Annotated in this window: 20 protein-coding genes; 11 read left to right on the forward strand and 9 right to left on the reverse strand. The window is 65.0% G+C overall.

Annotated elements, in window-relative coordinates:
* From ACIQ3Q_RS17630 to arfB, 10 genes are all read left to right on the forward strand, one after another.
* The coding region (locus ACIQ3Q_RS17630) for a Do family serine endopeptidase (protein ID WP_396270486.1) at positions 1-1,119 on the forward strand (1,119 nt) is incomplete at its 5' end.
* A gap of 620 nt (positions 1,120-1,739) precedes the next feature.
* Positions 1,740-3,548, forward strand: a complete 1,809-nt coding sequence (gene lepA, locus ACIQ3Q_RS17635; RefSeq protein WP_396270487.1) for a translation elongation factor 4 — start codon at positions 1,740-1,742, stop codon at positions 3,546-3,548.
* Positions 3,549-3,620: 72 nt separating this feature from the next.
* Positions 3,621-4,586 carry a signal peptidase I gene (gene lepB, locus ACIQ3Q_RS17640; protein ID WP_396270488.1) on the forward strand — a complete coding sequence of 322 codons (966 nt, stop codon included), beginning with the start codon at positions 3,621-3,623 and terminating at the stop codon, positions 4,584-4,586.
* A 20-nt stretch (positions 4,587-4,606) separates the two neighbouring features.
* A complete protein-coding gene (locus ACIQ3Q_RS17645) occupies positions 4,607-4,972 on the forward strand; it encodes a DUF4845 domain-containing protein (RefSeq protein ID WP_396270489.1) in 366 nt (121 codons plus the stop codon).
* Positions 4,973-4,992: 20 nt separating this feature from the next.
* A complete protein-coding gene (rnc, locus tag ACIQ3Q_RS17650) occupies positions 4,993-5,679 on the forward strand; it encodes a ribonuclease III (protein ID WP_396270490.1) in 687 nt (228 codons plus the stop codon).
* A gap of 75 nt (positions 5,680-5,754) precedes the next feature.
* Positions 5,755-6,675 (forward strand): GTPase Era, encoded by a 921-nt coding sequence (era, locus tag ACIQ3Q_RS17655; protein ID WP_396270520.1) that lies wholly within the window; start codon positions 5,755-5,757, stop codon positions 6,673-6,675.
* Positions 6,672-7,508: a DNA repair protein RecO gene (gene recO, locus ACIQ3Q_RS17660; protein WP_396270491.1), complete on the forward strand. Its 837-nt coding sequence runs from the start codon at positions 6,672-6,674 to the stop codon at positions 7,506-7,508. Before era ends, recO begins: the two co-directional genes overlap by 4 nt.
* Positions 7,509-7,521: 13 nt before the next feature.
* Positions 7,522-8,313, forward strand: a complete 792-nt coding sequence (locus ACIQ3Q_RS17665) for a pyridoxine 5'-phosphate synthase (protein ID WP_396270492.1) — start codon at positions 7,522-7,524, stop codon at positions 8,311-8,313.
* A complete protein-coding gene (gene acpS / locus ACIQ3Q_RS17670; protein WP_396270493.1) occupies positions 8,310-8,708 on the forward strand; it encodes a holo-ACP synthase in 399 nt (132 codons plus the stop codon). Before ACIQ3Q_RS17665 ends, acpS begins: the two co-directional genes overlap by 4 nt.
* A gap of 7 nt (positions 8,709-8,715) precedes the next feature.
* Positions 8,716-9,117 (forward strand): alternative ribosome rescue aminoacyl-tRNA hydrolase ArfB, encoded by a 402-nt coding sequence (gene arfB, locus ACIQ3Q_RS17675; RefSeq protein WP_396270494.1) that lies wholly within the window; start codon positions 8,716-8,718, stop codon positions 9,115-9,117.
* On the opposite strand, the gene dsbD is transcribed toward arfB, so the two are convergent.
* The 7 genes from dsbD to ACIQ3Q_RS17710 are packed head-to-tail and all read right to left on the reverse strand — an operon-like array spanning position 9,118 to position 16,378.
* On the reverse strand, positions 9,118-10,983 hold the full coding sequence (dsbD, locus tag ACIQ3Q_RS17680; RefSeq protein ID WP_396270495.1) for a protein-disulfide reductase DsbD: 1,866 nt from the start codon (positions 10,981-10,983) through the stop codon (positions 9,118-9,120).
* 4 nt (positions 10,984-10,987) lie between these two features.
* Entirely contained in the window at positions 10,988-11,953 is a 966-nt protein-coding gene (locus ACIQ3Q_RS17685; RefSeq protein WP_396270496.1) for an FAD:protein FMN transferase, read from the reverse strand.
* An 8-nt stretch (positions 11,954-11,961) separates the two neighbouring features.
* Positions 11,962-13,092 (reverse strand): DUF3570 domain-containing protein, encoded by a 1,131-nt coding sequence (locus tag ACIQ3Q_RS17690; RefSeq protein WP_396270497.1) that lies wholly within the window; start codon positions 13,090-13,092, stop codon positions 11,962-11,964.
* Positions 13,079-13,366 (reverse strand): DUF4266 domain-containing protein, encoded by a 288-nt coding sequence (locus ACIQ3Q_RS17695; RefSeq protein ID WP_396270498.1) that lies wholly within the window; start codon positions 13,364-13,366, stop codon positions 13,079-13,081. Before ACIQ3Q_RS17695 ends, ACIQ3Q_RS17690 begins: the two co-directional genes overlap by 14 nt.
* 20 nt (positions 13,367-13,386) lie before the next feature.
* The gene (locus ACIQ3Q_RS17700) at positions 13,387-13,896 is read right to left on the reverse strand and encodes a TlpA family protein disulfide reductase (RefSeq protein WP_396270499.1); all 510 of its coding nucleotides are present in this window, start codon (positions 13,894-13,896) and stop codon (positions 13,387-13,389) included.
* On the reverse strand, positions 13,893-15,932 hold the full coding sequence (locus ACIQ3Q_RS17705) for a choice-of-anchor D domain-containing protein (protein WP_396270500.1): 2,040 nt from the start codon (positions 15,930-15,932) through the stop codon (positions 13,893-13,895). Before ACIQ3Q_RS17705 ends, ACIQ3Q_RS17700 begins: the two co-directional genes overlap by 4 nt.
* A 17-nt stretch (positions 15,933-15,949) precedes the next feature.
* Entirely contained in the window at positions 15,950-16,378 is a 429-nt protein-coding gene (locus ACIQ3Q_RS17710) for a lysostaphin resistance A-like protein (protein ID WP_396270501.1), read from the reverse strand.
* Positions 16,379-16,583: 205 nt separating this feature from the next.
* Between ACIQ3Q_RS17710 and ACIQ3Q_RS17715 the strand changes: the two genes are divergently transcribed.
* Positions 16,584-18,425 (forward strand): S8 family serine peptidase, encoded by a 1,842-nt coding sequence (locus tag ACIQ3Q_RS17715; RefSeq protein ID WP_396270502.1) that lies wholly within the window; start codon positions 16,584-16,586, stop codon positions 18,423-18,425.
* A gap of 4 nt (positions 18,426-18,429) precedes the next feature.
* On the opposite strand, the gene ACIQ3Q_RS17720 is transcribed toward ACIQ3Q_RS17715, so the two are convergent.
* Positions 18,430-19,908 carry a hypothetical protein gene (locus tag ACIQ3Q_RS17720; RefSeq protein ID WP_396270503.1) on the reverse strand — a complete coding sequence of 493 codons (1,479 nt, stop codon included), beginning with the start codon at positions 19,906-19,908 and terminating at the stop codon, positions 18,430-18,432.
* Positions 19,905-21,194: an SPFH domain-containing protein gene (locus ACIQ3Q_RS17725; protein WP_396270504.1), complete on the reverse strand. Its 1,290-nt coding sequence runs from the start codon at positions 21,192-21,194 to the stop codon at positions 19,905-19,907. The genes ACIQ3Q_RS17720 and ACIQ3Q_RS17725 overlap by 4 nt, the downstream gene beginning before the upstream one ends.
* Between the last annotated feature and the right edge of the window lie 70 nt (positions 21,195-21,264).

Genomic DNA, 21,264 nt, shown 5'->3' on the forward strand with positions numbered 1-21,264 from the left:
TTCATCCTGACGGCCGACGGCTATGTCATGACCAACGCCCATGTGGTGGATGGTGCAGACGAGCTGTGGGTTACGCTGACCGACAAGCGCAAGTACAAAGCCAAGGTGGTGGGCGCGGATGCGCGTACCGACGTGGCCGTGGTCAAGATTGAGGCCACGGGCTTGCCGGCCGTGAAGATTGGCGACGCCAACCGCCTCAAGGTGGGTGAGTGGGTGATGGCCATTGGCTCACCCTTCGGCTTGGAGAGCACCGTGACGGCCGGCATCGTCAGCGCCAAGCAGCGCGACACGGGCCAGTACCTGCCCTTCATTCAGACGGACGTGGCGATCAACCCTGGCAACTCCGGCGGCCCGCTGATCAATATGCGCAGCGAAGTCGTGGGCATCAACTCCCAGATCTACAGCCCTTCGGGCGGCTATGCCGGCATCTCCTTTGCCATCCCGATTGACGAGGCCACGCGTGTCTCCGACCAGTTGCGCAATGGCGGCCGCGTCATCCGTGGGCGCATTGGCGTGCGCATTGCACCCGTCACTGAAGAAGTCGCCGAATCGATTGGCCTGGGCAAGCCGATGGGGGCCTTGGTGCAAGGCGTCGAGCCCGGCTCGCCAGCCGAGAAAGCCGGCATCGAGGCGGGTGACATCATCGTCAAGGTCGACGGCCGCAACATCGAGAAAGCCGGCGACTTGCCGCGCATCATCGGCGCCACCAAGCCGGGCAGCAAGGCCACCCTGCAAGTCTTCCGTCGTGGCGGCACCAAGGAGATCAGCCTGAGCGTGGTCGAGTTGGAAGCCGATATAGCCCGTGGCAGCGGCCCCGCAGAGTCGGCTCCAGCGTCACCCGTCAAGACCACGCTCGGCCTCGGTGTGGTGGACCTGACGGACGCCCAAAAGCGTGAACTCAAGCTCAAGGGTGGCGTGCGTGTCGAGTCGGTCGACGGCCCTGCGGCGCGTGCCGGTGTGCGCGAGGGTGACGTGATCACCTTGCTGGATAACACCGAGGTGAGTGACGTCAAGCAGTTCACGGCGCTGGCTGCGAAGCTCGACAAGAGCAAACCGGTGACGGTGCTGGTGCGGCGGGGAGACTGGGTCAATTACGTGGTCATCCGCCCCAGCCGCTGAAGGCATAACCGCCCAGACCCGCTGTCCGACTTGGCCAGCGGGTCTTTCCATGAGGTGGAATCCTGGCCCTGAACCGAAGAAATTTCTCATCGGTGCTCGCGTCGTATCAGGGCCACAGATTCAATAGGTGAGTGCCTACATACTTTTGACCCAACAGGCATTGCAGGCGCTCAGAGATAGAATCCGGGGTAAACCTGCCGCAATTGTTTCGATATTGAGCGTTCAGTGCGGGGTCGGTGCAACACTCTCCCCATGTCATCCTGAGTTTGTTGATAAGTTGTGTATAACTTTTCCTGTTGGCACCTTGCAACGAGCCTTGGGCACCAAAAGTCGGGGCTTGCAGACAGGCCCTTTTGGCTACAATGAAGGCCCAACAAGCAGTTGCCATAAGTTTTGTTGGAAGGCGCGTCTCCTCTTGGACGTGCCTTTTTTTTAACCGTGGCGAGCCGCTGCGGTGGGAGTGCTCCGACGCCATTTGAGTGGGTTTTCACTCGAAAGAGCAGGGGGCTTTCACTGGCGCTCTCCACTCCCAAAAAGGCTCCACTCTGGTGGGGCATGTTCGCGCTGAGAAGCGCTGCTGACTCAAAGCCGCTGGCCCTGTGCCTGCGCATCTCTCTTGCATGGACCACATTCGCAACTTCTCGATCATTGCCCACATCGATCACGGCAAGAGCACGCTGGCGGATCGCATCATTCAACGCTGTGGCGGCCTGAGCGACCGAGAAATGGAAGCCCAGGTGCTCGACTCGATGGACATCGAGCGCGAGCGCGGCATCACCATCAAGGCCCAAACAGCCGCACTGCAATACAAGGCGCAGAACGGGCAGGTCTATAACCTCAACCTGATCGACACCCCTGGGCATGTGGACTTCTCGTATGAAGTCAGCCGTTCGCTGTCGGCTTGTGAAGGCGCTCTGCTGGTGGTGGATGCCTCACAAGGCGTTGAAGCCCAGACCGTCGCCAACTGCTACACGGCCTTGGATTTGGGCGTTGAAGTTGTGCCGGTGCTCAACAAAATGGATCTGCCGCAGGCGGACCCGGAGCGCGCCAAGGAAGAGATCGAAGACGTGATCGGCATCGATGCCAGCAATGGCATCCCCTGTTCGGCCAAGACCGGCATGGGCATTGATGAGATCCTGGAAGCCGTCATCGCGCGCATGCCCCCGCCCAAGGGCAACCCCGAGGGTCCGCCGCGCGCCATGATCATCGACTCCTGGTTCGACAACTATGTCGGCGTGGTGATGTTGGTGCGCGTGGTCGACGGCGAGCTCAAAAAAGGCGACCGCATCCGCATGATGGCCACCAATGCCATTTATCCGGCTGAGCACCTGGGCGTTTTCACGCCCAAGAGCGAGAACCGCGAATCGCTGAAGGCGGGCGAGGTGGGCTTCATCATCGCCGGCATCAAAGAGCTGCAGGCGGCCAAGGTGGGTGACACCATCACCCTGGAAAAGAAGCTGCCCAACAACGCTGGCCCGGCCAGCGAGGCACTGCCTGGCTTCAAAGAGATCCAACCCCAGGTGTTTGCTGGTCTCTACCCCACCGAGGCCAGCGAGTACGACCAACTGCGCGACGCCCTGGAAAAGCTCAAGCTCAACGACAGCTCGCTGCGCTATGAACCCGAGGTCAGCCAAGCGCTGGGCTTTGGTTTCCGCTGCGGCTTCTTGGGCCTGCTGCACATGGAGATCGTTCAAGAGCGCTTGGAGCGCGAGTTCGATCAAGACCTCATCACCACCGCGCCCAGCGTGGTCTACGAGGTCGAGTTGAACGACGACACCGTCATCGAGGTGGAGAACCCCTCCAAGATGCCGGATCTGGGCCGCATCAAGGAAATCCGCGAGCCCATCGTCACCGTGCACCTCTACATGCCGCAAGACTATGTCGGCCCGGTGATGACGCTGTGCAACCAAAAGCGCGGCATGCAGCTCAATATGGCCTATCACGGCCGTCAGGTCATGTTGACCTACGACATGCCCCTGGCCGAGATCGTGCTGGACTTCTTTGACAAGCTCAAGAGCGTGTCACGGGGCTATGCCTCGATGGACTATGAGTTCAAAGAGTACCGCGCCTCCGACGTCGTGAAGGTGGACCTGCTGATCAACGGCGATCGCGTCGATGCCTTGTCTATCATTGTTCACCGCGTGCAAAGCCAGTACCGTGGCCGCGCGGTGGCCGCCAAGATGCGCGAGCAGATCCCGCGCCAGATGTACGACGTGGCCATTCAGGCGGCGATTGGCGCCAACATCATTGCCCGTGAGAACATCAAGGCGCTGCGCAAAAACGTGCTGGCAAAATGCTATGGCGGTGACATCACCCGTAAGCGCAAGCTGCTGGAGAAGCAAAAAGCCGGCAAGAAGCGCATGAAGCAGATTGGCTCGGTCGAGGTGCCGCAAGAAGCCTTCCTGGCCATCTTGCAGGTGGACGACTGATCGTCTGCCGGTGTCCTTCGATTTCCAGATTCCTCTCATTTCGCCCACTTCGCGGTGGGCTGGACAAAACGCATGAGTGCATTGACGGCCGTCCTCTACGCGGCGCTGATCGCCTACCTGGGTGGTTGGTACATGGACATGTGGCACGGCAACTTCTCGCTGCTGCTGTTCATCCTCTCGGTGGTCACGGGCCTCTACTGGCTGGCAGAGATCTTCCGCTTCAAACCGGCTCGCGAGAAAGCCGCGATCCAACTGGCGTCGCAAGATGCTGCGCGTCGGGCGGAACTTGCCAAACAGGGCATCCAACGCGTGGACGGCGACATCACCGAGGCCCGCGAGCGCCTGCTGATGCAGCCCTGGTGGCTGGACTGGACGGCGGGTCTGTTCCCCGTCATCGTGGTGGTCTTCCTGATGCGCTCATTCCTGTTTGAGCCCTTCAAGATCCCGACCGGTTCCATGATCCCCACGCTGGAAGTGGGCGATTTGATCTTGGTGAACAAGTTTCACTACGGTGTGCGCCTGCCGGTGATCAACAAGAAGATCATCGACAACCATGCGCCCAAGCGCGGCGATGTGGTGGTGTTTCGCTACCCTATGGATACGCGCATCGACTACATCAAGCGCGTGGTCGGTTTGCCCGGCGATGAGGTCTCCTACCTGAATCATGAATTGCGCATCAACGGCCAGCCGGTGCCCGTCACGGCCTTGGGCGAGCAGTACGACGACCTAGCCTATCGCTACATGCTGCGCTTCTCGGAGCGCTTAGGTGAGGTAGATCACCGAATTCAGCAAGAAAAGACGCCGCTGTCTTTCAATGGTTCGCGGTACGATTTCGCTTTCCGCGACCAATGCCGCCACAGTCTGGAAGGTGTTGTTTGCAAAGTGCCCGCAGGCCACCTGTTTGTCATGGGCGATAACCGTGACAACTCTGAAGATTCGCGTTATTGGGGCTTTGTGCCCGACGAGAACCTCGTAGGGCGTGCCTTTGTGGTGTGGATGAATTTTGGAAACTTGGGCCGCATTGGGGCCTTCCATTGAGACTCAAAAGGACTCGCGACATGCTGCATACACGCCAACGCCAACGTGGTCTGACCATTTTTGGCCTCGTGGTTTGGGCTTTCTTTGTGGGCTTCATGGGCCTGATGGCCATTCGCGTCTGGCCGTCCTTCAATGAGTACCTGACCATCCAGCAGACGCTGACCCGCATCATGAAGGGCGACAGCCGCCCGGGCTCGGCCAGTGAAGTGCGCGCAGCGTTCGACAAGCAGTCTCAAATCGAGTTCTCCATTGCCACCATCAAGGGCGCTGATCTGGAGATCGAAACCGTCAACGAGCGCATGGAAGTGCGCTTTGACTACAACAAGCAAATCCCCTTGGTGGGGCCGGTCAGCCTGCTGGTGAACTACAGCGGCAAGGTGCGCTGAACCATGCGCTTGGGTGTGTCATGAGTGCGGCCTTAGAGGCCCTGCAGCAGCGATTAGGCTATCGCTTCCAGCAGGCCAGCTTGCTTGCTCGCGCGCTGACACACCGCAGCCACGGCGCCGACCACAACGAGCGCCTGGAGTTTTTGGGCGACGCCGTCCTCAACCTCACCATCTCGCGCCTGCTCTATGACCGCTTCAGCGGCTCTGACGAAGGCGATCTCACTCGCGTGCGCGCCCACTTGGTGCGCGAAGAAAGCCTGCACCGCGTGGCCCTGGCCCTGCGGCTGCCCGAAGTGCTCAAGCTCTCCGAGGGCGAGGCGCGCGGCGGCGGCGCCCAGCGCCCGTCCATCTTGGCCGACGCGACCGAGGCCCTCTTGGGCGCCGTCTATCTGGATGGCGGCGACGCTGCCGCGCATGCCTTGGTGCGGCAGCTCTTTGGTGAGCTGATCGACACCACCACCATCGACAACTGGCGCAAAGACGCCAAGACCGAGCTGCAAGAGCTGCTGCAGGCCAAGCGCCTGCCGGTGCCCAGCTACCGCATCGTGGCCACGCATGGCCAAGCCCATGCCCAGACCTTTGACGTGGAAGGCGCCGTCCCTGCGCTGCAAATGGCTTGCACCGGGTCCGGCCGATCACGCCGCGCCGCTGAGCAAGAAGCGGCCCGACAACTCCTTGAAAAATTGCGCGATCCCGCTGCACCCTGACCCCAACCCTTGTGGTGACCCGAATTGAACCTGCCCCCCGAGTCTGACCTGCCCGAGATGCCCGACATGCCCGCCATGCCCGACCTGCCTGCGGGTGTGTCCAACGCCAGCCCTGAAGGCGCGCGCTGCGGCCTGGTGGCCATCGTCGGTCGTCCCAACGTGGGCAAGTCCACGCTGATGAACGCCTTGGTGGGCCAAAAAATCAGCATCACCTCCAAGAAGGCGCAAACCACGCGCCACCGCATCACCGGTGTGCGCACCGTTGAAGAAGCCCAGTTTGTGTTTGTGGACACGCCGGGTTTCCAGATGAAGCACGCCACGGCGCTGAACCGCAACCTCAACCGCACGGTGCAGTCCACGCTGTCCGACGTGGACGTGGTGCTGTTCTTGGTCGAGGCGGGGCGCTTTGGCATGGACGACGCCAAAGTGCTGTCGCTCATTCCTGAGGGCAAGCCCGTGGTGCTCATCCCCAACAAGCTCGACACCGTACACCGTCGCTCAGACCTGCTGCCTTGGCTCAAGAGCATGCAAGAGCGCCACCCCTTTGCTGAATACGTGCCCATGTCGGCGCAAAAGCAGGCTGATGTGGACCGGCTCTTCCAGATCATCAAGCCCTACCTCCCCGAGCAGGATTGGTTCTACGAGGAAGACGCACTGACCGACCGCAGCGAGAAGTTCCTCGCCAGTGAGCTGATCCGCGAAAAGCTCTTCCGCCTGACAGGCGACGAGCTGCCCTACAACTCCACGGTGGTGATCGAGAAGTGGGAAGAGGAGGGCAATCTGCGCCGCATCGCCGCCGCCATCGTGGTCGAGCGCGATGCCCATAAAGGCATGATCATCGGCGCGGGCGGTGAGCGCTTGAAGCGCATCGGCAGCGAAGCCCGCCAAGAGCTAGAGCGCCTGACCGAGGGCAAGGTGTTTCTGGAGCTGTGGGTCAAGGTTCGCTCCGGTTGGGCCGACAGCGAAGAACACCTTCGCTCCTACGGCTACGAATGAGCACAGCGCGCGGGGCGGACGCCAGCACGGCCAAGCTGCCGCGCAGCCGCGCTGCCACCACGGCGGCCTATGTGCTGCACCGCTACGACTGGAGCGAAACCAGCCTGATCCTCGACCTGTTCACCCGCGAACAAGGCCGACTCACCGTGGTCGCCAAAGGCGCCAAGCGGCCTTATTCGCAACTGCGGCCGGTGCTCCTGCCCTTTCAGGGCCTGCTGGCCAGCGTCAGCCGCCCTAGCCGCGATGAGAACGCCGAGATCAGCACCCTGCGCGGGGCAGAGTGGCTGGGCGGCGCACCCATGCTCAGTGGGGCAGCCCTGTTCTCGGGCTTCTACCTCAACGAGCTGCTGATGAAGCTGCTGCCCCGGCATGACCCGCACCCCGTGCTGTTTGACGCCTATGCCGCCACCTTGCCGGCCTTGGCCCAGCCTGATGAGTGGGTGTCTGCCGCCGCCTTGCGGGCCTTTGAGTTGGTGCTGCTGCGCGAGACTGGCTTTCTGCCCCAACTCGATCGCCTTGCCACCCAAGGCGCGGTGCAGGCCGGCAAGGCCTATGGCCTGCGTCCTGGCTTGGGCTTGATCCCCGCCACGCCGGACGACCACCCTTTGCCGGGTGAGGCCTTGTTGGCCATTCAGGCCGCGCTGACCGAGGGCGACCTCGCCCGCGTGCAATACGCCTGCGCGGCCCAAGGCACGGTGCTCAAGCTCACTTTGCGCACCTTGCTTCACTATCATCTGGGCACCCCACGATTGCGCACCCGCGATGTGATGCTGGACGCGCAACAATTGCTGGATGCGCCCCGCCTCGCGGTGCCCGAGGCCCCCACTGCTTGATGGACTGCTGCTCATGAACCCGCTCGTCGCCCCTGAATCCTCTTCGCATGCTCTTGGCCGCACGGCCTTGTCGGTCAACCTCAACAAAGTGGCCTTGCTGCGCAACACCCGTCATCTGGGTATTCCCAGCGTCACCCGAGCCGCAGAAATCGTGCTGGAAGCCGGGGCCGATGGCATCACCGTCCACCCTCGGCCGGACGAGCGCCACATCCGCGCCGACGATGTGCATGAGCTGGCCACCTTGCTCAAGCGCTGGCCGCAGGTGGAGTACAACATCGAGGGCAACCCGCTGCACAACCTGATGGCGTTCATCCGCGCCGTGCGCCCGCACCAAGCCACCTTTGTGCCCGACAGCGAAGGCCAGTTCACCTCCGACCATGGCTGGAACCTGCCTGCCGATGCCGCCACCCTGCGCCCCTTGATCGACGAGTGCCATGCATTGGGCGTGCGCGTCAGCCTCTTCATGGACCCAGTGCCTGAGCAAATGGCCCACGCGCGTGCCGTGGGGGCGGACCGGGTCGAGCTGTACACCGAGACCTATGCCTCGGCCTTTGGCACGCCGCGTGAGCAAGCCGTGCGGGACCAGTTCGCCGCCACCGCCCGTGCCGCCTTGGCGGCGGGTTTGGGGGTCAATGCCGGGCACGACCTCAATCGCGACAACCTCACCGCCTTTGTGCGCGAAGTGCCGGGTGTGGCCGAGGTCTCCATCGGCCATGCCTTGATCGCCGACGCGCTGGAGCTGGGCTACAGCGCCACTATCCGCGCGTATCTGGGCTGCATCCATGCGGCCGGTGCCACGGCATGATTCACGGCATTGGCACCGACATCTGCGACAGCCGCCGCATTGCCGTGACATTGGCAAGGCGGGGCGATCGCTTTGCCAGCAAGGTGCTGGGGCCGAATGAGCTGAAGGTTTTTGCCGCCCGCCGCGCGCGCAATGAAGCGCGCGGGGTCATCTATCTGGCCACCCGCTTTTCCGCCAAAGAGTCCTTCTCCAAAGCCATTGGCCTCGGCCTGCACCTGCCCATGCGCATGCCGGACTGCGAGATCCTCAACGAGCCCTCGGGCAAGCCCTTTGTGCGCCTGCATGGGGAACTGGCCACTTGGTTTGAAGCCCAAGGCCTGAAAGCCCAGGTCACCCTCAGCGACGAGAGCGACTATGTGGTGAGTTTTGTGGTGGTGGAGCGGGCAGCCGCCTGAGCTTTGCATGGCCGGCCCTCAGGTCTCCCTCGACGAGGTCAGCTTCAGCGCCATCCGCGCGCAAGGCGCAGGCGGCCAAAACGTCAACAAGGTGTCCAACGCCGTGCACCTGCGCTTTGACATCCATGCCTCCTCGCTGCCCGAGCCCATCAAGCTGCGCCTGCTGGCGCTGCCTGATGCCCGCATCACGGCCGAGGGCGTGGTGGTCATCAAGGCGCAGGAGTACCGCAGCCTGCCGCAAAACCAAGCGGATGCGCTGCTGCGCTTGCAGGCCTTGGTCGATGCCGCCGCTCATGTGCCCAAGAAGCGCAAACCCACCCGCCCGACGCGCGGCTCGCAGCAACGCAGGCTGCAGGGCAAGGCCGTGCGCGCGCAGGTCAAAGCGGGCCGTGCTCGGGTCGACGATTGACTACAGGCCCACTTGAGCCAGTCGGCTCAAGAACTTCTCGGGCGGCATGAAGCCAATGATCCGCGCCTGCGCCTTCTCTTGACCTTGGGCATCAAAGAGCAACACCGCAGGCGGGCCAAACAAGGTGAAGTGACGCAAGAGGGCTCGGTCATCGGCATTGTTGGCCGTGACGTCGGCTTGCAGCAGCAGCGCCTTGCCCATGCGGGCCTGCACCTCGGGCTTGGCAAAGGTCAGGTGCTCCATCTCTTTGCACGAGGTGCACCAGTCGGCATAGAAGTCCAGGATCACGGTCTGCCCGCGTTGGCGCGCTGCACTCAAGGCCGCGTTGAGCGCCGCCATGTCCTTGACCCGCTCGAACCGGGGCCCGGCAGCTTGTGTGGTGGTGCTGGCCACCGCCGCCGTGCTGCCGCGCTCAGCCAAGTGCCGCAAGGGTTGCAGATAGGTGCTGCCGCCCGACAGCGCGCCGATCACCAAGCTGGCGCCCCAGAGGCCGGCCACCAAGGCCAGCCCCTTGGCCACCACGGTCGATCGAAACGCCGAGACAGCGCCCACCAACAGGCCACCGCCCAGCAGCAGCATGACCACCGCTTCCGGCAGCACCGGGGCCACCAGCCACAGCGCCACGCCCATGAGCAGCACGCCAAACACCGTCTTGACGCGCTCCATCCAGGGGCCGGCGCGCGGCAGCAAGGTGCCCGCCGACAAGCCCAGCGCCAACAAAGGAATGCTCATGCCCATGGCCAGGCTGAACAAGGCCACGGCCCCCAACGCCGCGTCACGGGTCTGGCCGATGTAGACCAAGGCACCGGCCAAGGGCGCCGCGACGCAAGGCCCCACCATCAGAGCCGACAGCCCGCCCATGGCAAAGACCGCCACATGCTGCCCGCCGGGCAGGCGCGAGGCCGCGCCTTGCAGCCGGGTCTGCACCGCAGCCGGCATCTGAAACTCCCAGACACCAAACATCGACAGCGCCAAGGCACTCAGCAGCAAGGCAAACGCCCCTAAGACCCAGGGGTTCTGCAGCGCTGCGGCCAAGCCCGCACCCGCCAGCCCGGCCGCCACACCCATCAAGGTGTAGATGCAGGCCATGCCCATGGAATAAGAGAGGGCCAGCAAAAAGCCGCGCGAGCGAGAGACCGTGCCAGACTGCCCCACGATGATGGACGACAAAATCGGCATCATGGGCAGCACGCAGGGCGTGAAGGACAGGCCGAGCCCAAAGACGAAGAACAAGCCCACGACCCACAGCCACTGGCCCGAATGCAGGGCGGCGACGATGCCGCTCACATCATCGGCTTGGGTTTCCTTGAGGCTGGGGCTGCCCTTGCCGCTGGTATTGTCGGCCGTGGCTGCGGTGGTCGGCGCTGCGAGGGTTGTGCTGCTCGGCAAGCTGCCGTCATCCTCCAGCCACTGGGCTTGAAGCTCGCCGGACGCACCGGTGCTGACCCGCAGCTCGCCGGTTTGAGGCGGGTAGCACAGGCCTTGCTCGGCACAGCCCTGATAGCGCACGGCATAGCGCGCCTGGGTCTGGCCCGGGGCCACCGTCCAGCGCAGGGTGGCTTGCTGCTTCCAGACCACCATCTCCTTGCCAAAGTTCGGGTCGAACTTGGTCTGGCCATCCGGGAGTTGCACGCTAGAGGCATCCAGGCGCGTGCCCTCAAGGCCGCTGATCTCGGTGCGCTCGCGATAGAGGTAGTAGCCCGGGGCGATGGCAAAGCTCAGTTGCGCGGTTCTGCCCTCGGTGATGCTGGCGCTGGGCTTGAAGGCCTGAGCGGGCTCCAAGAAATTGTCTTCGGCTAACGCAGGGTTCAGCAGACTCAGGGCCAGCAGGGCGCCGCTCAGGCCGCGGGGGATCGTGAGGTTCATCATGTCAGTGAGTCCACAAATGGCCGTCCATGTGCCCTCGCGCATCCACCGCCAAGAAGCGCGCGCCTTGCGCACGCAGCCAGTCGGCACCCGCCGCGCCCATCAACATTGCGCAAGTGCTCAGCGAGCCTGCAGCAATGCACAGCGGAGCGACCACGCTGATGGACTGCCAGTGCTGCACGGGCCAGCCGCTCTGAGGGTCGATCAAGTGGCAGAAGCGTTGGCCGTTGAAGTCAAAGTAGCGTTCGTAGTCACCGCTGGTGGCCAAACCCCCTTCAGTCATCGCCACCTGGGCCATGACGGTGTCGGGGGCGCGGGGGTGTTGAAGGCCCATCTGCCAGGGCCGGCCACTGGGGTGTGGCCCCAGCACGCGAATGTCACCAGCGAGGTTGACATAGCCGCTGTTCACGCCGTGGCTCATCAGCACCGCTGCAGCGCGGTCGGCGGCGTACTCTTTGCCGAAGCCGCCAAAGTCCAACTCCATGCCCGCGCGCTGCAGGTAGATCGACTCCCCATCCCAGCGCACCTTGTCCCATCCGACACAGGGGCGCAGGGCGGCCAACTCCGCTTCGCTGGGCAGGCGGCCTGAGCGAAAGTCCCAGGCCTTTCGCCACACGCCGCTGGTGATGTCGAACAGCCCTTGGCTTTGCTGGAACAGGCGATCGGCAAAGTTCAGAAGGCCAGCGGTTTCGGCATCCACGCTGATGCCACAGCCCGTGCCTGCCGTCGCATTGATGCAGGACACCACACTGTCAATGCGGTAGCGGGAGTACTGCCGCTCAATCCGCAGAATCTCGGCTTGAGCAGCCTCGACCGCTTCGAGCAGGAGGCCCTGGCTGTGCCCCGTCAGGCGCAGCTCCGCCTCCCCGCCCAGGGCTGCAAAGGCGACGCCGAGATCGTGCCCCGTGGGCACCGCCTCTTCAGGTGGCGCCCAGGACAGCCCGCGCTGTTGGAGTGCAGATGAGAGCATGGCCGTCCTCAGAATCTATAGGTGCCACCCAGCATCCAATGCCGGGCTGAGAACGGTGCCAAGCCCGGCGAGCCTTGGCCGCCGACACGCCACGCGCCGCGCTGCTCATACTGCTCCACGCGCACATCCAGGCTGAGTTCAGGCGAGACCATCCATTCGCCCTTCAGCGACAGCGCCACCGCGCCAAAGCCTGCTAGGCGTTGATCGGCAGAGATCAGCCCGTCGCTGCCCGCACCGGGCAAGGCCGGCGGGGCCTCACTGCCCGGTCGTGGGTCCACATAGAACGAGGCCGCGCGCTGGCTGTACAGCCTCAAGCCGGGGGTGACCGTCCAGCGCTGGCCCAGGCTTTGCACCCATTGACCCTCCAGCGTGTGAGCGCGCACGCCAAAGCTGTCGCCATACCAGCGGTAGCTCAGCTTGAGGGCCGCATCCCAGGCGTCAAACGCATGGTTCCAGCGCAGCAGCGCGGTGCTTTGGTGGCGGCTCTGCGGCCGCACATCCGGAAACTTATACGGGTCCGAATAAAAGCCCTCGCCGCGCCGATGGGTCAGGCTGAACTGCACCAGGTCACGGGCTGTCCAGGCCTGGGTCACCGAGGCCATGGTCTCCAAGGTGCGGCGCTTCTCTTGCAAGCTGGGCTGGCCGGTGGCACCGATCTCGTCGCGCGTCCAGCCCACGCCCACTTGATAGCTGCGGTTGTTGTCTTCGGTGCTCCAGCGGTGCTCCACCGACAGGCTGCGCGAGCGGTAATCATTTTCATCAGACAGCGCGGTGCCCATGCTCCACGACTGACGATGGCCATAGTGCGTGATCCGCAGGTCCCCGGCATCACGCTGCTCGGTTTGGCGTGAGGCGCCAGAGACAGCGCTGTGCCAGCGCGGCGAGGCGCCGGAGACCGTGTCCCTGACCAAGCCGGCTTCCAGGCCCCACTGCTCGCCCAGCGGCGTGACCAAGCCCAGCGAGGGCGCCCGCACATGGGTGCGCTCTAGCCCGGGCTGGCGGTCTTGATAGTCCAACAGCTTGAAGGAGAGTTCGGTCTTCTCTGGCACTTGCTGTGCCAGGGTGGGCGCGGCCAGACCGGGCAGCAGCAAGGCTGCGGCCAAGACGCTGCTGCAGGTTTTGCCATCAGTTGCAGCCACAGCCACCTCCCCCCACGCTTTGGCCACCAGAGGCGTTCTCTTTGCTGGCATAGATGTGTTGGGTAAAGCGCTGCTCCAGCCCGTCGCCGTCCATGCGCATGGCGGGCTTGGCCAACTGGCCCTTCTCCCAGGCGGCTGGGGGGCTCATCGCACATCCGCCCAAGCCCGCCAGCAGGCCGAGACACAGTGCAATGGCGGCCCGCGCCTGGAGCGAGCGTTCGCCGCCCGCTGGCGCACGCGGCGCTTGGGCGGGGAGGGGAGTGAGGGTGGTCATGGTCATGGTCTTCTTGAATGTCATCCGAGTCCTAACGCTTGTGCTAAGCGGGTCTCGATCCCAGCGGCGTCACTGTCTTTAAAGCCGGTGTGCCGCCACACCAGCTCACGTTGGGCATTCACCAGCACGGAGCTGGGCATGCCCTTGACTTGGAAATCGCGGGCGCTGCGACCCGTGGGGTCGAAGAGCACGGTGAACTGCGCCGGCATCTCGGCCAAAAAGCGGTCGGCGTCGGCGCGCTTGGCGTCCAGGTTCACGGCTACCACGTTCAAGCCCTTGTCCTTGAAGCGCTGATGCACCTTGTTCATCCACGGAAAGGACTGGCGGCATGGGCCGCACCAAGAGGCCCAGAAGTCCACATAGGTGAGCTTGGCGGCCGGGTTGAACAGCGGCACCATGCTGCCATCGGCTTTGGGCAGGCTCAGGGCGGGTACCGCCTCGGCCGCCCACACCGTGGGTGCGCACAGGCCCGCCCCCACCCAGGCCGCCACGCCTTGCAAGCTTTGGCGCCGCGAGATCAAGCCCTTCATGCTTTCGCCCCTTGGGGCTTGCGGCGGCGCCACAGCATCAGGCCTGCCAGCAGCGTCATGCCCCAGAGCATGGGGTCGAAGCGAGCATCGCCACCGCCCAGCGTGCAGCCACCGCCGCCTTGGTTGCTGTCGGACTCACGTTGGCCATTCAGCGTCACGCTGGCCGGGCTGCCTGCGGCATTGCTGCTGACTTGCAGCGTGCCGCTGGCCTGCTCCGCGTTGCCCGACGCCCAACTGACCTGCAGCGTGCAGCTGGCGGCAGGCGCCAGCGTCAGCGGTGCGGCGGTGCAGCCATTGCTGGCCCCCGCGCTGACGCTGAAGGCTGCATTGCTGCTGCTGTAGGCACTGATGGTCAGCGGTGCGTTGCCGCTGTTGCTCAGCGTCACCGTTTGCGCGGCGGCGGTACCCCCCGCAGCCGGCACGCTGAAGCTCAGGGCGGTGGCCGACAGCATCAGTTTGGGGGCTGCGGCCGCCACACCGGTGCCACCCAAGGCAATGGTGCCGGGGTTGCTGCCGTTGCTGTTCACGGTCAGCGCGGCCTCGCGGGCGCCTGCGGCACTGGGGGTGAAGCTCAGCTTGACCGTGCAGGTGCTGTTGGCAGGCAGGGCCAGGCCTTGTGCGCAGGTCGAGCTGGCGTCAACCCGGTAGTCCGCCGCATGGTTACCGCTCAGGGCCAAGCTGGCCAGCGTCGCGTCACCCGGGCCTTGGTTGCTCAGCGTCAGTGTCTTCATGGCGCTGGCTGCACCCACGGTGGCTTCACCAAAGGCCAGGTTGGTGGTGGCCGGGCTCCACACCAAGGTGGGCGAGCTCAGCGTGCCCGTGCCGTTCAAGCTCACGCGCTGGGGCGAGCCTGCAGCATCACTGGTGACGGTGACCGCACCGCTGGCGGCGCCCGCGCCCGTTGGCGTGAAGCTCACTTGCAAGGTGCAACTGCCGCCTGCTGGCAAGCTGCTGCCGCAGGCATGGTTCACGCCGAAGGCCCCGCTGGCGGCAATGCCAGTGATGCTCAGGGCCGCATTGCCCGTGTTGCTCAGCGTGATGTTGCGATTCGCGCTGCTCGTGCCCACGACTTGGTTGCCAAAGTCCAGGCTGCCGGGGGCCAGGCTCACCACAGGGGCCGGCGCTTGTTGGCCGGTGCCGCTCAAGGCCACGCTGCCGGTGCCGTTGCTGGCGTTGGAGGCGAGCTGCAAGGTGGCGGCGCGGCTGCCCACGGCGCTGGGCCGGAAGGTCAGCTCGACCGTGCAGCTCTGCGCGGGCTGCAGGGCCACGGTGGTGCTGCAGTTGCCGGCGGTGGTGTAGTCCGCAGCGGCCGCGCCACTCACGGCCAAGCTGCTGAAACTCAGTGCCGTCGTCCCGGAATTGCTGGCCGTGACACTGCGGCTGGCGCTGCTTTGGTTCAAGGTCTGAGTGCCAAAGTCCAGGCTGGTGGCGTTGAGCGTCAAGGTGGGCACGGCCACGGCTGTCGCGGTGCCACTCAGGCCTACGCTCACGCCCTCAGGGATGCCGCTGTGCACCAAGCTCAGCGTGCCGCTTCGCTGCCCAGCTTGGGTGGGCTGGAACAGCACATCCACCGTGCAAGCACTGTTGGCGGCCAAGGTGCTGCCGCAGGTGCCACCCTGGCGGGTGAACTCGGACGAGGTGCTGACGGTGATGTTGCTGAGCGCCACTCGGCCGGTGCGCACGGTCAAGGTCTGCTTGGCGCTGCTGCTGCCCACTGGCGTGCTGGCAAAGCTGAGTGCGGTGGGCGCATTGCCCAAAAAGGCGGCGATGTCGGCCAGGTCGGCTGCACTCAAGCTGCCGGAGAAGACGCCCATGCCACCCCGGTTATTGGCAATGGCGCTTTGCAACACGGCGGTCACATTGCGCGTGTTGAGTGAGCGGACATTGGTGGGGGCTTCGGCCGGGCCATGGCAAGCCACACAGTTGGCTTCATAGAGCGTGCCGCCGCGTATCGGGTTGGCCGCCCACAGCGCAGGGGCTGTGGACAGCAGACACAGGGCAGCGGCGGCGCGCAGAGGGTGGAGACGAGGCGTCATGAAGCAGTCCTTCGCAGTCAGGGGGTCCAATGAGGCGCCAAGGCCAAATGCCACATCAGGTTGGCCAGGGCATGCAGGGCGACACAGCGCAGCAGGCGGCCTGTGCGTTGAAACACGGTGCCCAGCACCAGGGCGGGCAGCAGGGTGAGCCAAGACATCAGGCTGGGCTGCAAGAGCGCATGGCAGGCCGCAAACGCCAGTGCCGTGGCGACGTTGGCCACCAGCGGCGGGACTCGGCGGCTCAAGGCGCTCTGCAAGCCCCAGCGAAACACGATCTCCTCCACCCAGGGGCCCAGCAGCAGGCTGCGGACCACCACACCCATGGGCAGGCAGAGCAGGGCCACGAGCAGGCAGACCAGCCACAGCAGGGCAGATGGCGAACGCAGCGCCACCAAACTGATGGTGCGTGGCTCTCGGACAGGTAGAGGCTGTGGCAAAGCGGGCATGGGGGCAGAGATGTGCACCGGCGGCCATCGCCGCACCGTGTGTCACCGTCTGTTCCTTGAGCCCTTCGTCAGGTTGCAAGTGGGCTATCGATCCAGGGTAAGCACTAGCGCCATTCATGCCGCTGGATCTGCAATTGATCCCATTTCGGTGGGCAGACATCCGCATCGGCATTAGCATTCCGTCACGCATAAACGGAGCCTTTTGATGAAGCTGACTTCTCTTTCTTTGGCTGTGGCCGCCTTGACCCTGTCTTTGATGTCTGCGTCCAGCGTGCTGGCCGCAGACACGGCGCCGGGTGCTGCCCGCACGGTGATTACTCAAGCCGATCAACTGCCGCGGCGCACCGTCACGCTGCCCAAGTTGCCCAGCGAGTTTTTGACGGCGCCTCTGCCTGACGTGCAGGCCTTTGCTGCCGGGGTTGAAAAAAACCTGCGGGCCGATCTGGAGCGCTATGACATCCGCGATGCCGCCACGCTCCGCGAGTACTACTCGGCCTTGGCCGCGATGGCGCAACTGCGCGGGGATTGGGCGGCCGTGCCGCAGTGGACGGCCAAGGCCCGGGCCTTGCAAGAGAAGACCGCAGGCAAGCTGACCAGCGGGCTGCTGACGGATGTGTTGTCACAGCAGCGCGCCGAGAAGCGTGATGCGGCCTGGCTGCAGGCTGAAGTGCAGCGCCGCTACAGCGCCTTGCCGTGGTCCGATGTGCAAGATGTGGTCAAGGCCAACAAGGGTGGCATCGAGACCTTCAACCCTGAATTGATCAAGGGCGCATTCCAGTCGCAACTGGACCCCATGGCCAAAAATGGCCAGATGGTGATCCCCGAGGGTTTGGTCACCGCCATCGTCAGCTCGCGCATGCAAATCGAGCTGCTGGCCCCCAACAAGTCGGCCGTGCTGGCTGGTTTGCAGACAGTGGTGGACGGCCAAACCAAGGCCAGCATCAAGCCTGATATCTGGACGCCCCGCACCTTTGCCATCCCGGCCAATGCCAAAGCGCAGACCGTGGTGGTGGGCATTTGGGATTCGGGCGTGGACCTGAGCTTGTTCAAGGCCGCACCGGCGCGCGGCATGGCCTTTGACGATGACGGCAAGCCCTCCACCCACCTCTTGCGGCCGCTGGGCGAAGCCCAGGCCCGCTGGCCCGAACTGCGCGCCGTCATCAAGGGTGCGATGGATCAACGCGCGGCCTTGGACACGCCAGAGTCACGTGCCTTCCGGGCCAAGCTGGCAGGGATGAAGGCTGATCAAGTCAAGGCCTTTTCGGAAGACGCCTCCTTGGCTGGCATCTATGTCCACGGCACCCATGTGGCAGGCATTGCCGTAGACGGCAACCCGTTTGCCCAGGTCTATACCGGCACCATGCTGTGGAGCCACCTGAGCGAGCCCAGCAAGCCCAGCGAGGCGCGCTCCAAGGCCATGGCGGCGGCTTACACCCAGATGGTGGAGGGCTTCAAAAAGGCCGGGGTCAAGGTGGTGAACATGAGCTGGCGCTATGGCCCCAGCGCTTATGAAGGCGCGCTGACCTATCACAACATGGGCGCCAGCCCCGAGGCGCGTAAGCAAGAAGCCCAGCGCTTGTTCAAGATCGACCGTGACGCCTTGCGGGCGGCCATCGCCGGTGCGCCCGACATCTTCTTTGTGGCCGGTTCCGGCAACGAGGACAACAGCGCCGACTTTGAGGAATACATCCCCGCCGGTTTTGAGCTGCCCAATCTGATCACCGTGGGTGCGGTGGACCAAGCCGGCACCGAAACCAGCTTCTCGACCTTTGGCAAGACCGTGGCCGTGCATGCCAATGGCTTTGAGGTCGAGGCGCCGGTGCCCGGCGGCGTGCGCATGAAGCTCAGCGGCACCAGCATGGCCAGCCCACAAGTGGCCAACCTGGCTGCCAAGCTGCTGGCGCTCAAGCCCGAGCTGACGCCGGTGCAGCTCAAGGCCGCCATCTTGCAAGGTGCTGAGCGCCAGCCTGGGGCCGATGGCAAGCCGGGCCGGGTCAACCTGGTCAACCCGCGCAAGAGCGCGGCCTTGGTGGGCATCACCTTGTAAGGCATTAACGCAGGGCCACCGTCTGCTGGCGCCAGGCGGGTTCGGCCCAGCGTTTAAAGCCGTTCAGCAGCTCGGGTGTGCTGGCCTGCTTGTCCACGGTCAGCGTGTCTTGCAGGGCCACTTCAAAGCGGCGCGTGAAGCGGCCTTCGGTGCGGCTTTCACGCGCCAGCAGCAGCTTGGGGTCAGCCTCGGGCACCCATCCGGCAAACTCCACATAGCCGATGTCGCTGCCCAGCACATTGCCGCTCGCTGGGGGCATGACCTCCAGGGTCCACCCCGACGCGGTCTTCTTCATCAGCCACAGCTCGCGCCAAGCGGGCAGGGGCTGCACGGCCAGGGCCACGGCGTCACCACGCGCATTGACCTTGGCCGAGGCCAGCCACGGCACCCCCCAGGTGCAGCGCTTCAGCAGCGGCGCCTGCGGGCCGTGCTGCGCATCCACCAACAAGACACAGGTCTGGCCGGGTTCACCGGCCTGGGTCATCAGGCTGGGGCGGGCCGACAGGGCCGCTGCAGGCACGGCCGCCTCGGCCGCCCAGCGCGAGGCGCCGACGCGGATCGCCGCCTCCTTGTAGGCGGCTTGATCGTCGTCGCTTAACTCGGTCTTTAGGATGGCGGCCAGCTCTTGCAGCGCACGTTGGCCTGCGGCCTGCGGTGCCTGCACCCTGCGCGCTTGTGAGTGGGCCAGCTCGGCCCACACGCCGGCGCGGCGTAGGCGCAACTGGTTGCGCATCTGCTCAGGCAGGGCCGTCCACTCGCTGGCGTTCAGGCTGTCCAGCAGCGCGGCACGGCGCTGGGTGTGGGCTTCGCGCTCGCTCAGGGTCAAGCTGGGGGCCACGCAGTCATGGCGCGTCAGGCCCAGCAGGGCGCGGCCCTTTTGCTCAGCCGTGGCGTGGGGGTGGGCCAGCAGGCGCTGGAAGGCCTCGCCGTCGTAGCACAGGCGCACGCTGCCGGCTTGCTCAAAGCTTTGGAAGCTGACGCCGTAGGCCCGCACGCCATCCAAGTGGCCGGACAGACGCGAATCCACGCCGCCCGTCGGCGCTGCCGTGATGCCCGCTTGAGCCAAGGCCACTGAATGCCGGCTGGAGGCGCGCTGGGCCAGGCGCTCGGCCATGTGGCCCAGCGCATCCAAAGCTTCCGGGTTGAGCTGGGCGACGGGCACCGCCTTCAAGTAGGCGGCGGCATAAGCGATGCCCAGGCTCTCGGCCCCCGGGGTGTCGCGCACAAAGCGCAGCACAGACAGCAGCTCGGGTGCCCTCGCCGCCTCAGTGCTGATGGGGCGCACTTGAGTGGCGCGGATATAGCCCGGGCGCTCGCGGCGGTGGTCCCACACCTGCAGCCAGCCCAGGCGCTCGCCGCGCACCTCCAGGGCATCCCCGGGCCAGAGCTGGGCTTGGGTGGGTGCGTTGTCGTTGGCGGCGGCGCGCAGTGGGGCCGCGTCTTGGGTCACCAAGGCCAGGCTCAGGGCGGCAGCGGCCATCATTGCTCGGCTCCTTCTTGGGCGGCGCTGTCGTCGGCGGCCGGCGTGGCCCGGGCGGTTTTCTGCATGCCACCAATCAAGGCGGCCCCCAAGAAGTCGCCATTGGTGGGTGGCGGCGCGATGATGACTTGAATTTTGTCGCTGAGCTTGTCGGCCATGGTCTTTTGGATCAGCAGCGGGTGGCGGGTGACCAGGGCGCCTTCGCGGGCCATTTGCTCGGCATTGGCCTGGCCCACTTTGGCCAAGCGGTAGGCCTCGGCGTCAGCCAGCTTCTGGCGCGAGTCGGCCTCGCCTTGCGACTCGATGCGTCTAGCCTGGGCCGAGCCTTCTGCGGTGCGGATGCGGGCCACCTTCTCAGCCTCGGCTTCCAACTGGCGCTGCTCGATCTGCTTTTGCTTGAAGGGCAGCACATGCTTCATGGCTTCTTCTTGGGCCTTGGCGGCGATCACCTGTTCGCGGGCGGCGGCTTCGGCATCGGTTTCGCGGCGCACTTTCTCGGCCTGGGCTTCCAGCTCGGTTTGCTTGACCTGCTTCTCTTTCAATTCCAGCGTGTAGCGCATCTTCTCGCTGGACAGCTCTTCCGACAGCAGTTGGTCCATGCCCCGGCGGTAGTCGGCGGGCAGGTCCACCTTGCCGATCTGCACGCTGCGCAGCACCAAGCCATCGGCGGCGAGCTTGGGGCGCAGCTCGGCCTCGATCTGCTGCTGAATGTCGGCCCGCTTGCTGGAGAAGATCTCGCGCACCGTGTAGCGCGCCATGGTCTTGTAGACCACGCCTTGCACGGCCGGCTGCACGATGTCTTGGCCGATGTCACTGGGCAGGCTGCGGGCGGTGCTGGCGAGCTTGGCCGGGTCCACCGCCCAGCGCACGCTCAAGTCCACGCCCAGGGACAGCCCCTCCACCGATTGGAAAGGCGAGGGGCCGGTGGCGCTGGCGCTCTCGGTGGGGCGATAGAGTTGGTCGCGCAGCGGCAGGCGGCGCAACTGGTGCAGGCCCGGCAACAGCAGCACGCTGCCTTCACGAAACTCGGTGCTGCCGCCCGTCAGCAGGTTGCTGCGCAGGCCCACTTCACCGGCACTCACCGTGCTCAGCGGCGGGTGATTGACCAGGGCCCAGCCCAGTGTCCCAACACCGGCTAGCAGCAGGAGGCCGCGCCGTGCGCTGAAGAGGCCTGCGGCCAGCCCGCCAGTGGCTTGACCCAGGGCGCTGGCACCACCACCCAAGGTGCGGCGGGTGGCCTGGGCCAAGCGGGTAAGGCGTGAGTTCGGGGTGTTGGGGGCGGTGTCCATCAGGTGCTCCTTGAGCGAGTGGGGTTGCGATGGAGCTCATTCTTCGCAAAGGCCCGGGAGCAAACCAGCG

Origin of the sequence: Ideonella sp. (assembly GCF_044358605.1) — a bacterium.
Classification (GTDB): domain Bacteria; phylum Pseudomonadota; class Gammaproteobacteria; order Burkholderiales; family Burkholderiaceae_C; genus Ideonella.

Excerpts from the sequence above, each read along its gene's own strand:
- lepA (WP_396270487.1), top strand. The coding sequence starts at position 1,740 with ATGGACCACATTCGCAACTTCTCGATCATTGCCCACATCGATCACGGC.
- lepB (WP_396270488.1), top strand. The coding sequence starts at position 3,621 with ATGAGTGCATTGACGGCCGTCCTCTACGCGGCGCTGATCGCCTACCTG.
- ACIQ3Q_RS17645 (WP_396270489.1), top strand. The coding sequence starts at position 4,607 with ATGCTGCATACACGCCAACGCCAACGTGGTCTGACCATTTTTGGCCTC.
- rnc (WP_396270490.1), top strand. The coding sequence starts at position 4,993 with ATGAGTGCGGCCTTAGAGGCCCTGCAGCAGCGATTAGGCTATCGCTTC.
- era (WP_396270520.1), top strand. The coding sequence starts at position 5,755 with ATGCCCGACCTGCCTGCGGGTGTGTCCAACGCCAGCCCTGAAGGCGCG.
- recO (WP_396270491.1), top strand. The coding sequence starts at position 6,672 with ATGAGCACAGCGCGCGGGGCGGACGCCAGCACGGCCAAGCTGCCGCGC.
- ACIQ3Q_RS17665 (WP_396270492.1), top strand. The coding sequence starts at position 7,522 with ATGAACCCGCTCGTCGCCCCTGAATCCTCTTCGCATGCTCTTGGCCGC.
- acpS (WP_396270493.1), top strand. The coding sequence starts at position 8,310 with ATGATTCACGGCATTGGCACCGACATCTGCGACAGCCGCCGCATTGCC.
- arfB (WP_396270494.1), top strand. The coding sequence starts at position 8,716 with ATGGCCGGCCCTCAGGTCTCCCTCGACGAGGTCAGCTTCAGCGCCATC.
- dsbD (WP_396270495.1), bottom strand. The coding sequence starts at position 10,983 with ATGAACCTCACGATCCCCCGCGGCCTGAGCGGCGCCCTGCTGGCCCTG.
- ACIQ3Q_RS17685 (WP_396270496.1), bottom strand. The coding sequence starts at position 11,953 with ATGCTCTCATCTGCACTCCAACAGCGCGGGCTGTCCTGGGCGCCACCT.
- ACIQ3Q_RS17695 (WP_396270498.1), bottom strand. The coding sequence starts at position 13,366 with ATGACCACCCTCACTCCCCTCCCCGCCCAAGCGCCGCGTGCGCCAGCG.
- ACIQ3Q_RS17700 (WP_396270499.1), bottom strand. The coding sequence starts at position 13,896 with ATGAAGGGCTTGATCTCGCGGCGCCAAAGCTTGCAAGGCGTGGCGGCC.
- ACIQ3Q_RS17705 (WP_396270500.1), bottom strand. The coding sequence starts at position 15,932 with ATGACGCCTCGTCTCCACCCTCTGCGCGCCGCCGCTGCCCTGTGTCTG.
- ACIQ3Q_RS17710 (WP_396270501.1), bottom strand. The coding sequence starts at position 16,378 with ATGCCCGCTTTGCCACAGCCTCTACCTGTCCGAGAGCCACGCACCATC.
- ACIQ3Q_RS17715 (WP_396270502.1), top strand. The coding sequence starts at position 16,584 with ATGAAGCTGACTTCTCTTTCTTTGGCTGTGGCCGCCTTGACCCTGTCT.
- ACIQ3Q_RS17720 (WP_396270503.1), bottom strand. The coding sequence starts at position 19,908 with ATGATGGCCGCTGCCGCCCTGAGCCTGGCCTTGGTGACCCAAGACGCG.
- ACIQ3Q_RS17725 (WP_396270504.1), bottom strand. The coding sequence starts at position 21,194 with ATGGACACCGCCCCCAACACCCCGAACTCACGCCTTACCCGCTTGGCC.